17 protein-coding genes are annotated in these 16,633 nt (G+C 45.7%); 6 read left to right on the top strand and 11 right to left on the bottom strand.

The features are described from left to right. Positions 1-6 precede the first annotated feature (6 nt). Positions 7-741 carry a hypothetical protein gene (locus B5M13_RS18800; protein WP_080057126.1) on the bottom strand — a complete coding sequence of 245 codons (735 nt, stop codon included), beginning with the start codon at positions 739-741 and terminating at the stop codon, positions 7-9. Between the two features lie 21 nt (positions 742-762). Then, positions 763-2,268, bottom strand: coding sequence for an outer membrane protein assembly factor BamB family protein (locus B5M13_RS18805; RefSeq protein ID WP_080057127.1), 1,506 nt, complete (start codon positions 2,266-2,268; stop codon positions 763-765). A 232-nt stretch (positions 2,269-2,500) separates the two neighbouring features. Here B5M13_RS18805 and B5M13_RS18810 point away from each other — a divergent pair, with 232 nt between their 5' ends. Then, positions 2,501-4,492 (top strand): tetratricopeptide repeat-containing sensor histidine kinase, encoded by a 1,992-nt coding sequence (locus B5M13_RS18810; RefSeq protein WP_080057128.1) that lies wholly within the window; start codon positions 2,501-2,503, stop codon positions 4,490-4,492. Here B5M13_RS18810 and B5M13_RS18815 read toward each other — a convergent pair whose 3' ends face one another. The 3 genes from B5M13_RS18815 to B5M13_RS18825 form a co-directional block, all read right to left on the bottom strand. After that, positions 4,493-4,867 (bottom strand): hypothetical protein, encoded by a 375-nt coding sequence (locus B5M13_RS18815; protein WP_080057129.1) that lies wholly within the window; start codon positions 4,865-4,867, stop codon positions 4,493-4,495. 34 nt (positions 4,868-4,901) lie between these two features. Further along, positions 4,902-5,543 (bottom strand): response regulator, encoded by a 642-nt coding sequence (locus B5M13_RS18820; RefSeq protein ID WP_080057130.1) that lies wholly within the window; start codon positions 5,541-5,543, stop codon positions 4,902-4,904. 271 nt (positions 5,544-5,814) lie between these two features. Further along, a complete protein-coding gene (locus tag B5M13_RS18825; RefSeq protein WP_080059989.1) occupies positions 5,815-7,104 on the bottom strand; it encodes a hemolysin family protein in 1,290 nt (429 codons plus the stop codon). A 118-nt stretch (positions 7,105-7,222) separates the two neighbouring features. Between B5M13_RS18825 and B5M13_RS18830 the strand changes: the two genes are divergently transcribed. Beyond that, a complete protein-coding gene (locus B5M13_RS18830; RefSeq protein WP_080057131.1) occupies positions 7,223-7,933 on the top strand; it encodes an NUDIX hydrolase in 711 nt (236 codons plus the stop codon). Between the two features lie 40 nt (positions 7,934-7,973). Here the strand turns inward: B5M13_RS18830 and coaD are convergent, their stop codons facing one another. From coaD to B5M13_RS18850, 4 genes are all read right to left on the bottom strand, one after another. Further along, positions 7,974-8,447: a pantetheine-phosphate adenylyltransferase gene (coaD, locus tag B5M13_RS18835; RefSeq protein ID WP_080057132.1), complete on the bottom strand. Its 474-nt coding sequence runs from the start codon at positions 8,445-8,447 to the stop codon at positions 7,974-7,976. A gap of 69 nt (positions 8,448-8,516) precedes the next feature. Further along, entirely contained in the window at positions 8,517-9,407 is an 891-nt protein-coding gene (locus tag B5M13_RS18840) for a DUF3822 family protein (protein ID WP_245859390.1), read from the bottom strand. Positions 9,408-9,470: 63 nt separating this feature from the next. Beyond that, entirely contained in the window at positions 9,471-9,965 is a 495-nt protein-coding gene (locus B5M13_RS18845) for an NUDIX domain-containing protein (RefSeq protein ID WP_080057133.1), read from the bottom strand. A 134-nt stretch (positions 9,966-10,099) separates the two neighbouring features. Further along, entirely contained in the window at positions 10,100-10,534 is a 435-nt protein-coding gene (locus tag B5M13_RS18850; RefSeq protein ID WP_080057134.1) for a CBS domain-containing protein, read from the bottom strand. A 175-nt stretch (positions 10,535-10,709) separates the two neighbouring features. Here B5M13_RS18850 and B5M13_RS18855 point away from each other — a divergent pair, with 175 nt between their 5' ends. Continuing rightward, complete coding sequence (locus tag B5M13_RS18855) at positions 10,710-12,203, top strand: ATP-dependent DNA helicase (protein ID WP_080057135.1); 1,494 nt, start codon at positions 10,710-10,712, stop codon at positions 12,201-12,203. 15 nt (positions 12,204-12,218) lie between these two features. Next, positions 12,219-12,851: a DUF4126 domain-containing protein gene (locus tag B5M13_RS18860; protein WP_080057136.1), complete on the top strand. Its 633-nt coding sequence runs from the start codon at positions 12,219-12,221 to the stop codon at positions 12,849-12,851. A 58-nt stretch (positions 12,852-12,909) separates the two neighbouring features. On the opposite strand, the gene htpG is transcribed toward B5M13_RS18860, so the two are convergent. After that, positions 12,910-14,739 (bottom strand): molecular chaperone HtpG, encoded by a 1,830-nt coding sequence (gene htpG / locus B5M13_RS18865; RefSeq protein ID WP_080057137.1) that lies wholly within the window; start codon positions 14,737-14,739, stop codon positions 12,910-12,912. Between the two features lie 168 nt (positions 14,740-14,907). Between htpG and B5M13_RS18870 the strand changes: the two genes are divergently transcribed. Together B5M13_RS18870 and B5M13_RS18875 are read left to right on the top strand one after the other, a co-directional pair. After that, a complete protein-coding gene (locus tag B5M13_RS18870; protein WP_080057138.1) occupies positions 14,908-15,276 on the top strand; it encodes a hypothetical protein in 369 nt (122 codons plus the stop codon). A gap of 45 nt (positions 15,277-15,321) precedes the next feature. Then, positions 15,322-15,627 carry a rhodanese-like domain-containing protein gene (locus B5M13_RS18875; protein WP_080057139.1) on the top strand — a complete coding sequence of 102 codons (306 nt, stop codon included), beginning with the start codon at positions 15,322-15,324 and terminating at the stop codon, positions 15,625-15,627. Positions 15,628-15,668: 41 nt separating this feature from the next. Here B5M13_RS18875 and B5M13_RS18880 read toward each other — a convergent pair whose 3' ends face one another. Continuing rightward, positions 15,669-16,598: a bestrophin family protein gene (locus tag B5M13_RS18880; protein WP_080057140.1), complete on the bottom strand. Its 930-nt coding sequence runs from the start codon at positions 16,596-16,598 to the stop codon at positions 15,669-15,671. Between the last annotated feature and the right edge of the window lie 35 nt (positions 16,599-16,633).

Below are 16,633 nucleotides of genomic sequence, written 5' to 3' on the forward strand. Positions count from 1 at the left end.
TACTGTTTATCGTTGTGATTGAGTGATTAGCTTTTTACCAGAATTTCTGGTTATTGCCGTTAGATCGTTACCTGAAACTACAGCACGTCGCCCACCGGGTTTTAGGATCTCTCTGGGTAGAAAATTATCCGTATCGTGAAAAATCCGTATCCAGGTAATGTTGTCATTTTGATCAACTTCGTAGAGACCGCTTTCCCAGTTCTTAATTCCATCGGCAGTTACCTGTCCTGAATAAAAGCTGTAATAGTCATACTTTTTTCCAGTCTTCGCATCCGTGATCTGCTCAGCAGCATCCACCGTGAAGTTGTTGCCATGTCCAGCCATAGGGAAATACTTGCCTCCTCCTTCGGAGGTTCCAATCAAGCTTCCGTCTTTATCATTCCATTGAGCCCAGTCGATCAGACATTGTTTATTATGGTCTTCAAATTTTGAGAACTGGAAATCAGTAAACCCCGTCAGCTTCTCTCCCACATCTATCCCGTCTGAATCCGAATAAATGAACTCAACCGCTTTAAAAGTACCGTCGAGGGCGGGTGGGTCCTGCCCTTCGTAGATGGTTGCACCTGCTTTTTTCAGGTTCGCCAGTTTTCTAGGCGACATTTTGTTGGTAAAAGCGTCCGGGTAGCCTTTTGACAAATCGGGCGTGGGGGTTTTGTCTTCTTTGCTACAGGATGAGCTACTGGACGTTAGAAAGACTGTGATGAGAGCCGCCAATAGCAGCGTAAAGCGTGATATTTTCATGATTGTCTCTTTTTAAAAACTTTACTGCATCAAGCCACTGGTATTGCTGCCCACATATTTCCCGCTTATTACTACACAGGGGCTTGTGCCCTTGAAGCCTAAATTTTTCTCTGCTCCGGTAGCAGCCTCAAGGGCCAGCGTGCCATAATACAGCATACCGCCAGCCGCAACGGGTGTTGTCTCATTTGTAGAGGTGGATGGCGTAGCTTCCCATTTTTTAGTGCCTGTTTTCTTATCCAAGGCATAGAAAGTCCATTTTGAATTATTGTAGGCTACGGCATAAAGTGTAGATGCATCGCCGGTTAGGCTAATTCCATACTTGCCGGGAGCGGTGAAGTCCCATTTTTTTGTACCGGTAGCAGCATCCAGCGCATAAATTTTCCGGTCTTCGCTGCTTATATAGACGATGCCATCCGTAATGGTGGGGCTACCCGTTACAGCACCTGCCGCAGCGAACTCCCACTTTTTAGTACCTGTAGCGGCTTCTACAGCAAAAACTTTGTTTTTGTAATCGCCATAATACACCACATCATTTACCACAGCCGGGTTTGAGTACACACCTATGGATTTTATAGCCCATTTTTGCTTTCCCGTGCTTACATCTATGGCCAGCAGTCCGCCACTGTAGTTTGCATCACCATAACCTACGTAGAGTACACCGTTTATAGCCGTGAGGGTATTTATATTATCCGTATGCTCAAATGTCCATTTCGTACTGCCGTCAGCTTCGCTCAGGGCAAAAATGGTTTTTGATGAAGACCCTGTTGCAAAGAGTACGCCACCATCTACCGTGTGTCTGGTCTCGCCGTTCGAACTTCCAGGCGAATAATAACTTAAACTAGTAGTCCATTTGGTTTTTCCAGTGGCAACATCCAGTGCGCTCATTTTCCCCTCACTGGCAGCGAACAGCACCCCATTATTGTACACTTCAGGATACGCAGCATAGGCCGACTCGTAGGTACCATCTCCTTCTTTTCTGGAACCGAGCGATATAGAGCCTGCCTCCTGCCCGGTAGTGATGTTGTAGGCTTTGATGTAGTAATGAAAATTGAGTTTGCCCGTAGAATTATCCGTTGCAGAAGTAGCCACATAGAGATAAATCAGATTATTACCCGTTACTCCTGCATTGCCTGCACTGGCTACTATAACGTATACCGTATACGCCTGCGTACTACCGTCCTCCGCCGTAACGGTATACGTCACCGACTTTGAGAAATCCTGTACCGCGCCTGACGCAGGCGATACTGTTACTTTGTCCGAAATCGTGATAGTCGGCACCAGTTTCGTTACGTCCGTTCCAGCAGCGACAGTTGCCGAAATAGTTTTGGCTGTAGCATCAATTGTGGCGTTTACGACCGGGCTAAGGGCATTAAATGCAAAAGTTGTAATGGATTTGGCCGAACTCTTGGTGGTTGGCGTGGTTGTCCCTCCACCGGGCGATGGGGTATCCTCCGTTTTCTTACAGGAAGTAACCCATAACAACAATAGGCAAAACAGCGTGGAGAGAAGCGGAAATGAGGATTTCATGGCTTTTTTGATTTTCTGAATGACAGAGCAGATTTTTAGCGCCCATCCATAGAGTTTGCAGCGAACTCCGAATGAACAGGCCAAAGGTCCGCATCTATGTCTGCTGCCGAAATCCCGGATTTTGACGATTTTATATCCCTGAATTCTAGGATATTGTCGTACTATGTTAACCCAGTCTCCCAGATTGGAAATTAAGCTGGTCTTAGTATGTTTGTTCGTAATCCACCATTCGATGAAAAAGCTTCTACTTACCTTATTCCTTTTCGGGCAGGTCTGTCTGGCGCAGACGAGTCAGATCGACAGTCTGAAACGAGCATTAAGAAAACTGGACAAACAGCCAGATGGGTATGCAAGAGACACGCTCCTTTACAAGACACTAAGAGCAGTCATGAACGACTTTGTCGATATTAACCTGGACTCGTCGGTACATTACACAAACCTGATGCTTAGGCTTTGTAGCCGTCCTCAGTTACAGAAAGAGCTAATTTATGCTTATCAGTTTGCGGGTTATCTCTATCAGGTAAAAGGAGACCACTACCAAAGTATTCAGTTTCATTACAAAGCACTTTTACTGGCAGAAAAATTAAACCAGTACGGCCGGATAGCCATGTCGCAGGGAGCGCTGGCTCATGCCTATACAAGTCTGAACGATTACCCAAAGGCGGAGAAGCTTTGTTTGGCAGGGCTTGCCATTCTACGCCAGCATCCTGATCCACAAATTCAATTACCAATCCTGAATTCGCTCGGATCTGTTTATCGGGAGCAAGGTAAATTAACGGATGCCTTACGAATCAATCAGGAGCTTTATGAGCTGGCCAAAACTCAACATGATCAATGGTTCGAAGCGCAGGGCCTCCATGCCGTTGGATGGGTTTATAAAGCAATGGGCAATCTACCCGATGCACTGGTCTTTTACCAGAAATCGTTAAGCCTGTCCCGACAAGTTGGCAGCAAAGACATGGAAGGCGCTATTCTGCTTAATATAAGCCGCTTATTTATAAAACAGCAAAAATGGCAGCAAGCCTTGATATACTGCCAAATGGCCCGACAAACGGCTACCCGGTCCAATATCAGTAGTGTAGCACGTGAAGCAGAGGAATTATACTATATCATTTTCAAACATACAGGCCAACCAGCAAAAGCCCTGAAAGCCTACGAAAATTGCGTCTTACTGAAAGATAGCTTATCGAAAGAAAGAAACGAGCAACGTATCGAATCACTACAGGCTCAGTACGACAATGTACAGAAGGAAAACGCTTTACAACAAAAACAGGTCCAATTACTGGCTCAGCAAAATCAAAATCAACAACTGGCTCAAACACGAAATGGTCTGTTTTTAGGTATTGCCGTTATACTACTCATCGCGGGCTTACTCTTTTGGAATAACAGACGGCTGCAAACAAAAAACCAGGAAATTAACCAGCAGCGAATTCTACTTCAGAACGCGCAAAAACAGCTCGCCGATGTCAACAAAACACTTGAAATACGAGTACAAGAACGCACGGCAGAACTTGTCACGGCGAATAGTGAACTGATTCGAAAAAATGAAGAAATCAAGGAAGCACTATTTAAGGGACAGACGATAGAACGAAAACGAGTAGCCATCGAACTGCACGACAATCTGAGCAGTTTGCTTAGTGCCGTGAATATGAGTATTCAGTACCTTAACCCGCAAAACCTGTCGGAATCAGAGCAATCTGTTTATCAAAACGTAAAATCACTAATCCAGAACGCTTACTCTGAAGTGCGAAACATCTCACACAACATTCTGCCTGCAGAGCTTGAAAAAGAAGGCCTTGATACAACGCTGACCACCTTGATCAATAAGCTGAATCAGAATTCCCCCCTTCAATTTTTGCTTACTACAACTGCCTTAACCGAACGGCTTCCACTAGCTATTGAATTCAATGTGTACAGTATTGTACTGGAGTTGATCAATAATGCTATTAAACACGCCCAGGCTACCTTGGTCGATATTCGCCTGACCCGAGCAGAATTCAGTATCGATCTGGAGGTTAGTGATAATGGGATTGGTTTAAGCAAAAGTCATGGTAAACGGGGTGTTGGTTTGCAGAATATACAGACCCGATTAGAATCCCTTGGTGGTGCGTTCGATACGCTTCGACCGACTGAAAAGGGAACTCGCATACACATAAAAATCCCCATTGAGACTGTTCAAGCCAATAGGGATTTGGATAATGGTAGTTACACTATTTCACTTTAATTATATGTGTGGCGGTTCCAATTCCATTTTCAATGGAGGACGTTTAATCGGGTTTTTGCCATCTGTCGATTCCGACAGGATCTTGTAGGCCGCTGCAGTCGCAAATGAAGGCTTACCTGATTCTTTGAACGTACGGGCAAGTTCATGATACGTTGCAAATGAATGCTCATCCAACTCAACCTGGGTATTTATAAAGCTAATCGATTCTCCTTGAATTATGGTTGTAAAGACGACATCATTAGCCAATGCATCATCGGTAAAGTAGAGTGGATTTTGACCTATAAGGTCGCCTTTTTCATCAATGAGTACAGCCGTATTTCCGCTAATACGGGCAAAACTCTGCAAAGGAATCAGTCGGTGTACTGTATCAATCATACAAATAGTGGAAGTTAAAAGTGAACTGATTTAGTCAAACAAGCTGAAATTTAAGGGCATATTTAACCAGGCCTATCGTAGTCTGAACGCCCAGCTTCTGCATTAAATGCTTGCGGTGGGTTTCTACCGTGGTCGGGCTAATGAATAACTTTTCGGCAATCTGCGTACCCGAATACTCCTGAGCAATTAGTTTCAATACGTCCAGTTCGCGTTGGGTAATGGCAATCTTTTGGGGCTTATCAACGACGGGGGCTAATTCCAGACCTGTTTCGTTAGCCAACTGCATCAGTACTTGCTGGGTGTAGAATTTGTGCCCTTTTTCGATCATCGTCAACGCCATTTCCAATTCCGACCGCTCGGCGCTTTTTAGTACGTAGCCATCGGCCCCTGCCCGTACTGCTTCCTTTATGGCCTCCGGTTGGTCGGCTACCGTCAATAGACAAATTCGTACATGTGGGAAGCGTTCGCGGAGCTGAAGTGTCAATTCAATACCTCCCATTACTGGCATTTGCAGGTCAGAAACTACCAGGTCAATATTGGATTCTATTTCTAGTGAGGTCAGTACCTGCTTGCCATTGGTATGTTTAGAAACCACTTCAATACCTTCAATGCTCGACAGAAGCAGTGCTAAACTATCCAGCAATATCCGGTGGTCTTCGGCAAGTAGAATACGCATGGCTATTTATGTAACTGGTATGACCGCTGTAATTTGAATAATAAATATCCAAAAACCTAATTCTATATACATCTGGCTCAATAGCCTGCTCTGGGCACCTGTTACTTTATGGCTATTGGATAACAGTACAAAGTTGTGCGTTTGTGGGCCGAACGAAAATCCTTAAAATTGACGATTTCATATCCTAGAATTTGAGGATATTCAGTCCGGTTGTGACAAACAAAAACGCCCGACAATTTTTGCCGGGCGCCTTGTAAATGCTATTGTGGGTTTATTCTTCGCCTAATTTACTGACCAGTATTTTATCGATCCGACTTTTATCCATATCCATAATTTCAAATCGATACCCATGCCATACGAATGACTCGCCCGTCTTGGGAATGTCTTTCAAAATATGCAACGCAAACCCCCCGAGGGTGTCGAACCCCGTCAGTTCACGCTTAGCCTGAGCACTGATATTAATTGAGAAATACGACAGGAAATCTTCAAACGGTAATTGGGCATCAATCAGGAAGCTACCATCCTCACGCTCGCGGATTTCGTAATCTGAATTGACATCGTCATTAATATCGCCAACCAGCACATCCAGAATATCGTTGAGTGTGATAATACCAAGTATGCCCCCGTATTCATCGACAATGACACCAACATACTGGCGCCGTTCCCGAAAACGCTCCAGCACTTGATACGCCCGGTTGTTTTCAGGGACAAATAAGGCATCTCGCTTGATGTCTTTCAAGTGCAGCAGTTCGGTATCGAGATCTTTCCCCAGAAAATCTTTGGAATAAATCAGGCCAACTACATCATCGACCCCGCCGTTACAAAGTGGATAGACGGAGTGTTTGTATTCCAGTATTTTAGCTTTATTCTCAGCCGGATCATCTTCCAGATCAAGATAAACAATTTCCTGCCGGTTGGTCATTAATGAGGTAACCTTACGGTCGCCGAGCTGAAAGACATTCTGTACAATCTCCTGCTCAATTTCTTCGATAGCTCCACCGGAGGTTCCCTCTTGAATTAGGCTTTTGATTTCTTCTTCCGTTACTGCGCTCTCATTTGGTTTTATATTCAGCAGCTTGAGCAACAAATCGCTTGAAACGGTGAGCAGGGCAATAAATGGCGAGGTTAGTTTTGATAAGAAGATCATCGGCCCGGCCATCGTTTTGGCAATTCCTTCCGGATTCGACAGGCCAATACGTTTGGGAACAAGCTCACCAAACACCAACGACAGATACGTTAACAGAAGCAGCACCAGCACAACGGCAATCGAATGGGCATACGGCTGTAGGAAGGAAACCTGAACTACAAAGTTCTGAACATCGTCCGTCAGTTTATCGCCCGAAAAAATACCGAGCAAAATACCGATCAAGGTAATCCCGATCTGTACAGTCGACAAAAATCGATTGGGAGAGTTCGACAGATCGAGCGCCACCTGTGCCCGACGATCACCGTTTTTGGCTGCGGTTTCTAATTTAGACTTGCGCGAAGAAACTAAGGCAATTTCCGACATCGAGAACACACCGTTCAGGATGGTTAGTAGTAGAATTATAAGGAGTTCCACGAAGGAAGAAGGTTGTCCTGTTGCAAAAATATAGAAACTGAACTGGTTTGCAACTGTATCGACCATACGACTGACCGTCCATTTTACTACTTTTACAGTTCGAACCGCCTATGCTCTGATGATTGTTTTCATTAACGACCAACCAATTCGGCTCATTGGTCCCAAAGCCGCTGCTCAATTGACCGGCTCAACGTCGGCTTCTCAACCCTCTTTTACAGATTATGATGAGATTGTCGATGCTCGTTTAGAGGCTCTTAAAGCCGAATCCCTGCACGGGCACCTACTAATTCTGAATGCCAATCCAGCAACCGTGAGCAAACTCCTTACATTGCTTCAACGATCAGAGACTAGTAATCTGCTTTCTATTACACTGGGTTGTCTGGATAAAGAGGCCTGTGAAGAAGCCATGAAAAAGCCTTTTAAAGTGATCAAGGCAGCCGGAGGGGTTGTCTATAAGGGCGATAAAATGCTGCTGATGTTCCGCCGGGGTGTCTGGGATTTGCCCAAAGGGAAATTAGACCCCGGCGAATCTTCCAAAGAAGGGGCCGTGCGTGAAGTAGAAGAAGAAACCAACGTTGAGGTAGCGGTTGGGGAACGCATTTGCACTACCTGGCACACCTATACGCTCAATGGGAGCCGTATTCTGAAACGTACGCGCTGGTACCGTATGACCGCACTCGACGATAGCCGGATGACTCCACAGGAAGATGAAGATATCGAAAAATTAGCCTGGCTCAACTGGCGCGAAACAAAACTGGCTTTAACCAACTCCTTCAGTTCTATCCGGTACGTCATCGACGAAGCGGGCAAAGGGCAAAAAGTGGAGTAAGTTTAAGTACCAGGAGTGGGACCGCTCCTGGTACTTAAACTTACTTTACCAGATGCAGGTCATCCAATGGGTAGGGTAGAAATTCATTGACATGCTGCCCATAGCGATGCAGGTCACGAATAATGCTCGAACTGATGGGGGCCAGATGGGGCGAGGTGATCAGGAATACCGTTTCGACCCCTTCGTAAACGTATCGATTAACTTGTGAGATACCGTTTTCGTACTCAAAGTCGGTGGTGTTACGCAACCCCCGAAGTAAAAACCGGGCGCCCACTTCTTTGGCAACATGAGCCGTTAGGCCATCATAACTAATGACTCGTACGGCCGGTTCGTTGGCAAATGCTCCCTCAATCAGGCGAATCATCTGATCGAGTGGGAAATAACGATCTTTGTGAGCATTTCGTCCAATACCAATCACGATCTCATCGAACAATCGTAAGCCCCGCAACACAATGTCTTCATGGCCTTTCGTAAATGGATCAAATGAGCCTGGGAACAAAGCAATTCGTTTCATAAAGAGCGAAAGATTGAAAGAGCGAAAGAGCGATCAATTTCCCGGAAGTGGATTCGTTCTTTCAATCTTTCATTCACTTAATAAACCTAATCCATATAAACTTAAGTAACGGTGCGCTGGCAGGTCGTCAAATTCGTTTACCAGTGATAATCCGGGGGGAATCTGCCCGAACGAAAGGTTTGGCAGAAAGCGACTTAGTTCAGTATAGGCTTCCGAAAAAGGGGTAATTTCACCATACAGTGATATACTACTTATATCCGTAGGCAACCCTTGCTCATCAAGTATATAAAGCACATAATACACTAAATCCTGCACGTTCTTATACCCGAATCGATTACAATAGCGCAACTCGTGGTCTTTCCGGTATAGAATTGTAACAAATTCGTCTTCAAAATATAAATAAACCGTATTTGGCGTCAGCGAACGGCGATCCAGATCGGCAGTAGCCCGCACCAGGGCACTCGTCTGATGCACAAATGTCAATGGCTGAAGGGGATACATTTCCGAAAAGAAATCGGCCAATGGATGTTCCAGATTAAATACGGTCAGAAACCCCTCATTGGTATGAAGAAAAGCCTGTGCAAATTCGTGAGCAGGCAGTTCACTCCCTCGCATCAAGGCCAGATAACTACTCGCATATTCTTTCCGGTATAATGGCTGAGGTACCAGGGTGAACGAAGGCGAATTGATGCCTATTCGAATTTCCTGCCATGGACCTGCCGACAGCACTTTATGATCCCGAAAAATATCCGGCAATACATCCGTCAGTAAATGGTTGGTCAGGAGCGATGGAAACGTGTAATCTTCAAGATATAGCGCCTGCTTACGACCATTCTGAACCAATACCTGAAACCGATCTTTCCCGACTTCCAGGCATAGAACAGACTGGTCGGTACGTCGTGGGTCGAACGAATCGGCTTGGATAGTTACAGTAGGCGAAAGGGTCACAGCAAGTTGCACAAATTCAAATAACTAAGCAGTAAAAAAACGATTCAATCAACTAATAACCAGTTGTATTTACCTTCACGGCACGTACCCTCTCAATTGGAACATCTCGTCAAGTGATTGACAATGTTGAAACACGTGATGTACTTCCTGAACCGGGTACCGCTTTATGTCATCAAAATGCATCCATTTCACTTCTTCAATAAGCTGATTATCTTGACTCATTTCGGGGTCATAACCCAGCTTCAGGTCACCACTTTTGATTTTAACGGCAAAAAATAACTCCAGAGCGTGAAGAGGTGGTTGAACAAATTCACTAACAAAGAGCATGCCGCCAATGTCAACAGCGAGTCCCGTTTCTTCCCTAAACTCCCGAACCAATGCATCAGGGGCCCTTTCGCTGAATTGTATGCCTCCACCCGGAGGGCTCCAGAACGTATTGGTTGGGCCGAGACCCCGGTGACGAACCATCAGCAACTGGTTTCCTTCGCGACACAACCCACAAACCCGAACTCGAATCCGATGTCCATATAACTTTTGTACCTCCTGACGGGGCCAATCTACCTCTGTCATGCATTGTTCATCGTTTGGGGACGCAAAGGTAGAAAATTTTAAGTAGTAGGAGCGAGTAGCTGCCAGTTAGAATCCTTCCAGTCGCAGTTATCCTGCTTCAGCCATTCTCACGCCTACCTACTCACTCCTACTCGTTAATACGTTCCCGATATATAGCTTTCGAGGGAATCGATCCGTGTCTTCTGATCCCGAATAATGGCCGTTACTACGTCATTGATCGAAATAATGCCTACCAGTTCCCCTTTATCCATTACGGGCAGGTGACGAATATGCTTATCCGACATAATGCGCATACACTCTTCCAGACTTTGATCCGGTGCAATGGTTATGACATTGGCCGTCATGACATCAGCAATTTTAGTATCATCCGAATGGCGCCCCTTCAGGACGATTTTCCGAGCATAATCCCGTTCAGAGAAGATTCCGGTCAATGCTCCCTTGTCTACCACTAACACCGCCCCAATGTTCTTATCAGCCATTAGCTCCAGTGCTGTGAGTACAGTTTGATCCGATGAAACGGAATAGAGGGCATTAATCGATTTGCCCTGAAGAATTTGACGTATTTTCATTTGAGTTAGAAGGATTTAGTGGTGGGTGAAGATAAAAAAAAGGAGTTAGGGATGAAAGCGAAAGGAAGAAAGAATTAAAAAATGATAAAATTCAGTTACGCTGGCCCTGATTTATCTCTGATTTTCTGCTGCGATACCCCTTTCGTCTTTCCTCCTTTTTTTGTAACTTAGAAGCATGAACGAAACCCAAACAGCCGCTCAGTTACTGGCTAAACGTTTCCCTTTTAAGCCCACCGCTGGCCAGATTCAGTTTTTTGATCAGATTGGCGCGTTCATCACCCGCGAAGAATACGAACATTATCGAGACTGTTTTCTGCTCCGTGGTTATGCCGGTACAGGTAAGACAACGCTGGTTGGAACACTCATCAAAGTACTTCCCCGATTTGGCTATAAATCTGTCTTATTAGCCCCTACAGGACGGGCGGCTAAAGTGATGACTAATTACGCCAAGAAACCAGCCCAAACCATCCATCGGAAAATTTACCGTCAGGTGGCTGATCCTGGATCAGGTGTCCTGGCCTTTCAACGGCAGAAAAACTATCACGAAGACACGCTTTTTATTGTTGATGAGGCCTCCATGATTTCTGATGAAGCTGAATTTGGCGGAAAAGGTCTTCTGACCGATCTGATCGATTTTGTTTTTGAGAGCCCCGGCAATAAGCTTATGCTGGTTGGCGATACGGCTCAGTTACCTCCTATTGGGCAGGAATTAAGCCCTGCTCTTGACCGTGGCTTTCTCGCCAGTTCGTTCGACATGACGGTTTATGACCAGGAATTAACGGAAGTGATGCGGCAGGATGAAGAATCAGGCATTCTCTACAACGCCACCAATCTGCGAATGCTTCTTGACGGCTCTCCTTCCTCCACGCCAAAGGGGGTTGGATTCGATGCTTTATTAAGTGATAAGCCGGTAAGTTCTGCGTCGGAAACTCCAGCCATACGGCTGGTTGTCCAGCCGTTTAACGACATCTACAGAATGCCCCTTACCAAGCTGGAAGATGGCATCCGATACGCTTATGATAAGTATGGGCGCGAAAATACCGCCATTATTTGTCGATCGAACAAAACAGCCGTCCAGTACAATCAGTTTGTAAGACGGATGATCGACCAATGCGAAGAAGAGCTGGATGCCGGTGATATGCTTATGATTGCCCGAAACAACTACACCATTCTGGATGAAGACTCGCCCGCTGGGTTTCTGGCCAATGGTGAGTTTGTAGAAGTACAGAAGATTCGGAATAAAGAAGAAATGCATGGTTTCCGGTTCGCCACGGTTACTCTACGCATGGTTGACTATGACGATCAGCCTGATTTTGAAGCCAAAATCATCCTTGATACGTTGTACTCGCCATCGCCATCGCTAATCTCCGACCAGTATAAGGGCTTGTATGAAAGTGTCATGAAAGACTACTTCTATATTAAAAGCAAAAAGGAGCGAACGGAAGCCATTCGTCGAGACCCTTATCTGAATGCTCTCCAGGTAAAGTTTGCCTACGCGCTTACCTGTCATAAAGCACAGGGTGGTCAGTGGAGCGCCATATTTATCGATCAGGGTTTCCTGCCCGATGGGCAGGTCAACGACGAATTTGTGCGCTGGCTTTACACCGGGTTGACACGAGCAACGGATGAGGCTTTTTTAATGAATTTTAGTCCACAGTTTTTTACATAAAGGTTTTCCATCCTTATGTCCCTCGAATGGATCATGAGCGCCTGTATTGGCGTTGGTTTAGCGGCTTGCTGCGGTTTTCGGGTTTTTGTGCCGCTACTAATTGCCAGCATTGGTACAAAACTGGGGTTTATTGGTCCCGTTCATGGCTTCGAATGGATAGGCCAGTGGCCCGCTCTTTTAGGACTAACGGTAGCCACAGCAGTTGAAGTGGGAGCTTATTATATTCCCTGGCTAGACAACGCGCTAGATACGCTGTCCACACCCACATCGATTATTGCAGGAACGTTGCTCAGTACATCGTTCCTGCATATCGATAATCCCATTCTGCATTGGGGACTTGGGCTGATGCTCGGCGGCAGTTCAGCAGGTATTATTCAGGCAGGAACCAGCCTGTTACGCCTTGGTTCAACAGCTACTACGGGCGGAGTGGCCAATCCAGTTGTAGCTACGGGCGAAAACGTAGCCTCTGTAGGGCTATCTTTAGTTACGATCTTTCTGCCACTCATTGCCATCGTACTGATTGGTTTACTGCTCCTATTTGTACTCGGACGTTTAACCGCCCGTCGTAAAATATGGTTCACCCGCCCAGCTAAACAGGGAAGCAATCCAATCACCAAGATACCTCGTAGCAGCAACGGGCGAGTATAAACAGCGGGCCGATGCGCTGTAATGTCGCATCGGCCCGCCATATACTTTACCTATAGCCTTATAACCCAGCTACTGTGCGTTTTACAAACGCGGTCAGATCAGCCCCAGAAAGCATATTTTGCGACAGTAGCGCCAGATCATACACTTGTTTCACCAGCGCTTTTTGCGCATCCGCATCCGTTTCAGCCAGGATTCTGGCCGTAATCGGGTGATTGGCGTTGACGACGACATTGTACGTTACAGGCAGATTTCCGTAGAATGACTGTTCGCCCGATAGAGCCGCCATATCTTTCATACGACGCATAAATTCAGGGAAAGTGATCGTAACCGGCAGTTCGTCGACGGGCTGGGCTTCCACACTCACATTGAGCATTTTATTGTCTAACACGGTATCGAACACTTCTTTCAGTTTGGTGCTATCAGCTTCCGACAGAACGCTCTCGTTGTTCAGGCCCTTATCAATCAGTTTATCGAGTGTATCGGCATCTACCCGTTGGAAGTGAACTTTTTCGAGTTTTTGCTCCAGCGCATTGATGAAGTGCGCATCGATCACGTTATCCATTCTCAGCACATCATAGCCCCGACGCGTAGCCGACTCAATGTACGCATGTTGCTGCTTGACATCGGTTGTATATAGCATCACCAGCGTTTCGTTTTTGTCGGTCTGATTGGCCTGAATTTTCTCCCGATACTCATCCAGTGTAGCATACGCTCCTTCCGTGTTCTTCAGCAGAACGAACGATTTAGCTTTTTCCCAGAATTTGTCATCGCTCAGAATGCCGTATTTAATAAACAGGCCGATGTCATCGAATTTTTCCTCGAAGGCTTTTCGGTCCGCGTTGAACAGTTCATTCAGCTTATCAGCGACTTTACGGGTGATATAGCCATTAATTTTCTTCACATTGGCATCGGCCTGCAGGAAGCTCCGGGAAACGTTGAGCGGAATGTCGGGCGAATCGATAACCCCGTGAAGCATCATCAGGAAGTCGGGCACAACGTCCTTAACCTCGTCGGTAATGAATACCTGACGGCTATAAAGCTGGATCTTTTCGCGCTGGAAACGCAGTTCGTTCTTAATCCGGGGGAAGTACAGAATGCCCGTCAGGTTGAACGGATAATCGACGTTCAAATGAATCCAGAACAGGGGTTCTTCGCTCATCGGGTACAACTCCCGATAGAACGATTTATAATCCTCGTCGGTGAGTTCAGAAGGCGATTTTGTCCAGATTGGCGACGTATTGTTCACGACTTTGCCATCGAACTCAACGGGAACCGGCAGGAACCGGGCATATTTATCCAGAATTCCCTGCAACCGTCCTTTAGCCAAAAATTCTTCCGAATCGGGAGCAATGTGCAGAATAATATCCGTTCCACGTTCGGTGCGTTCGGCGGGTGTCAATTCAAACTCGGTTGACCCGTCACACACCCAACGAGCGGCTTCAGCACCATCCCGATAGGATTTGGTAATGATTTCAACTTTCTCTGCCACCATAAAGGCCGAGTAAAAGCCAAGCCCGAAATGGCCGATAATTTGCCCCTTATCGTCTGTTTTATCTTTATATTTTTCCAGAAAATCCGTTGCGCCAGAGAAAGCGATCTGGTTAATATATTTTTTGATTTCATCGGCCGTCATACCGATACCATTATCACTAACGGTAATTGTTTTAGCGTCTTCATCCAGCGATACCGTCACCTTCAAATCGCCGAGTTCGCCACCGAACTCACCAAATGACGACAACTGACGTAGTTTTTGAGTAGCATCAACGGCGTTGGAAACTAGCTCGCGCAGAAAAATTTCGTGGTCGGAATAAAGGAATTTTTTGATGATCGGGAAGATGTTCTCTGTATGAATCGAGATCTGCCCTTTTTCATTCTGTACGGCTTCCATAAATAGATAGTTAGCTATGAGTATAGTCTTATAATCTAGCTCCCTTTTCTCAAATCCTGTTCCAGTATGGAGTAATCTGACAGATTGACAGATTTTTCCTTATTGATAGTCATTTCCTTCCAACGATTCGTCGTTTACTGGAGTCTATTTCACAAATAAACCTCGGCCATGAAACTATTTTGCCTACTAATTGCATTCGTTTTGATCGGCTGTCATTCGGATAATATTCCAGAAGGGGTTCAACGCGTTGAAACTGCCGATCTTTACGAGAACCAGCTTTTTGTCGACGGTTGTGACAGCCACATTCGGATTTATAGCAATTCTTCCCAGTCAACAGCGAATTTGTTTAAACCAAGTTTGGCTACGCGACCCATTTTCGAACTAGCCCTGAATGAGCTCCCTGCGCACCCAAAACCGTCGGAGCGTACGGCCATTGTCCGCTTTATCGAAACAGGAAAGCAAGTTGATCTGGAATGTGGATGGGGAAATCGCTATAAAGTGAGCGAAATACACATTTTATTGATAAAGAAACTTTAGAATGCCTTCGGAACAGCTCGCAGGAATTGGATGTTATGCGCGTATATGCTTACACATTCATACACCGACATTACGTTAGCCGAACTTGAACGAGTACGTCAGCAGCCTAATACAGCCGTAGTGGATGTCCGTGATGAGTGGGAGTTCGACGAATTCAACCTAGGTGGGCTAAACATTCCTTTACCGGACATACGCCAACGCAAGTCTGAGCTACTCCCCTACGATACCATCATTGTGATGTGTACAAACGGGGTACGAAGTCGTGTAGCGGCCAAAGATTTACTACGACAACCTGAGTTTCAGCTCAAAACGATTTATCATCTGCACGGCGGAATTATTGAAGATGTATGATTAAAAAAGACTGCGTGTTCTATTCCCTAAATCATACTCCCTTATGTCATAATGGTGAATCCGGGCCTGGCAGCCTGCTTTTCAACGTGCGGCAGATGAATCTGTAGAATATCGTGTACATTTACCCGAATCAGTTGGCTTAACTGATTCAAGGGAAGGTCATTACGTTCCAAACCAAACGGTTCTTCAATCTCTTCACCAATCATCTCCAGACCAACCAGAATATACGACGTGAGTAGTACAGCTGGAATAGTCAGATAGCCATATACAGAAACGACAGTAAACGGCAGCAACAGTACATAGAGCATGATAAACAGCTTGATAAACAGCATATAAGAGAATGGAATCGGTGTGCTTTTGATCCGCTCACAAATCCCACAAACATCCATCAAAGTAGTCAAATGCTGGTTCACATTAATATGCTGCGACTCCGACAAATATCCTTCCCGATACAGTATTTCCGTTTTGACCCAAAGCTGATTGGAAACACCCGCCGGTTTATGATCGAAGTTGCGCAGATCCCGTCGCTCGCCTTCTTCGACCATATCCAGCTCATCAATTCCAGAGCTATCCCGCAAGTGATTTTTGAGGGCAAATGGAAAGTTGGAAATCGCTTTAGCAAAGAAGGCACGACTGCCTGAATCTCCCTCTGGCAAAACCGCATTAAAAAAGATAGCCAGATTTCGGCAGTTGTTCACCAAAGTACCCCAAGCTTGCCGCCCTTCGTAAAACCGATCGTAGGCCGTATTGGTCCGAAAAATCAGTAGCAAACTCAGCAGAATTCCCATGGCACTCAGAAACGGCCCTGGGGTGTCTTTTAAAATTAAGTCCGTGTAATGCATCTCGCCAATCGTAACGATGGTCACGTAGATAGCGACTACTACAAGTCGGCGAAGCAGGGCTTTGGCTGTAGGGCCCGTATGAAAATGCCAGATGGAAGAGAGTAATCCTTTGTTTTTATAATGAATCATTCGGTAGTAAATACATACTGTTCAGATCGGTATCT

The sequence above is a fragment of the Spirosoma aerolatum genome (assembly GCF_002056795.1).
In the GTDB taxonomy this organism is placed as follows: domain Bacteria; phylum Bacteroidota; class Bacteroidia; order Cytophagales; family Spirosomataceae; genus Spirosoma; species Spirosoma aerolatum.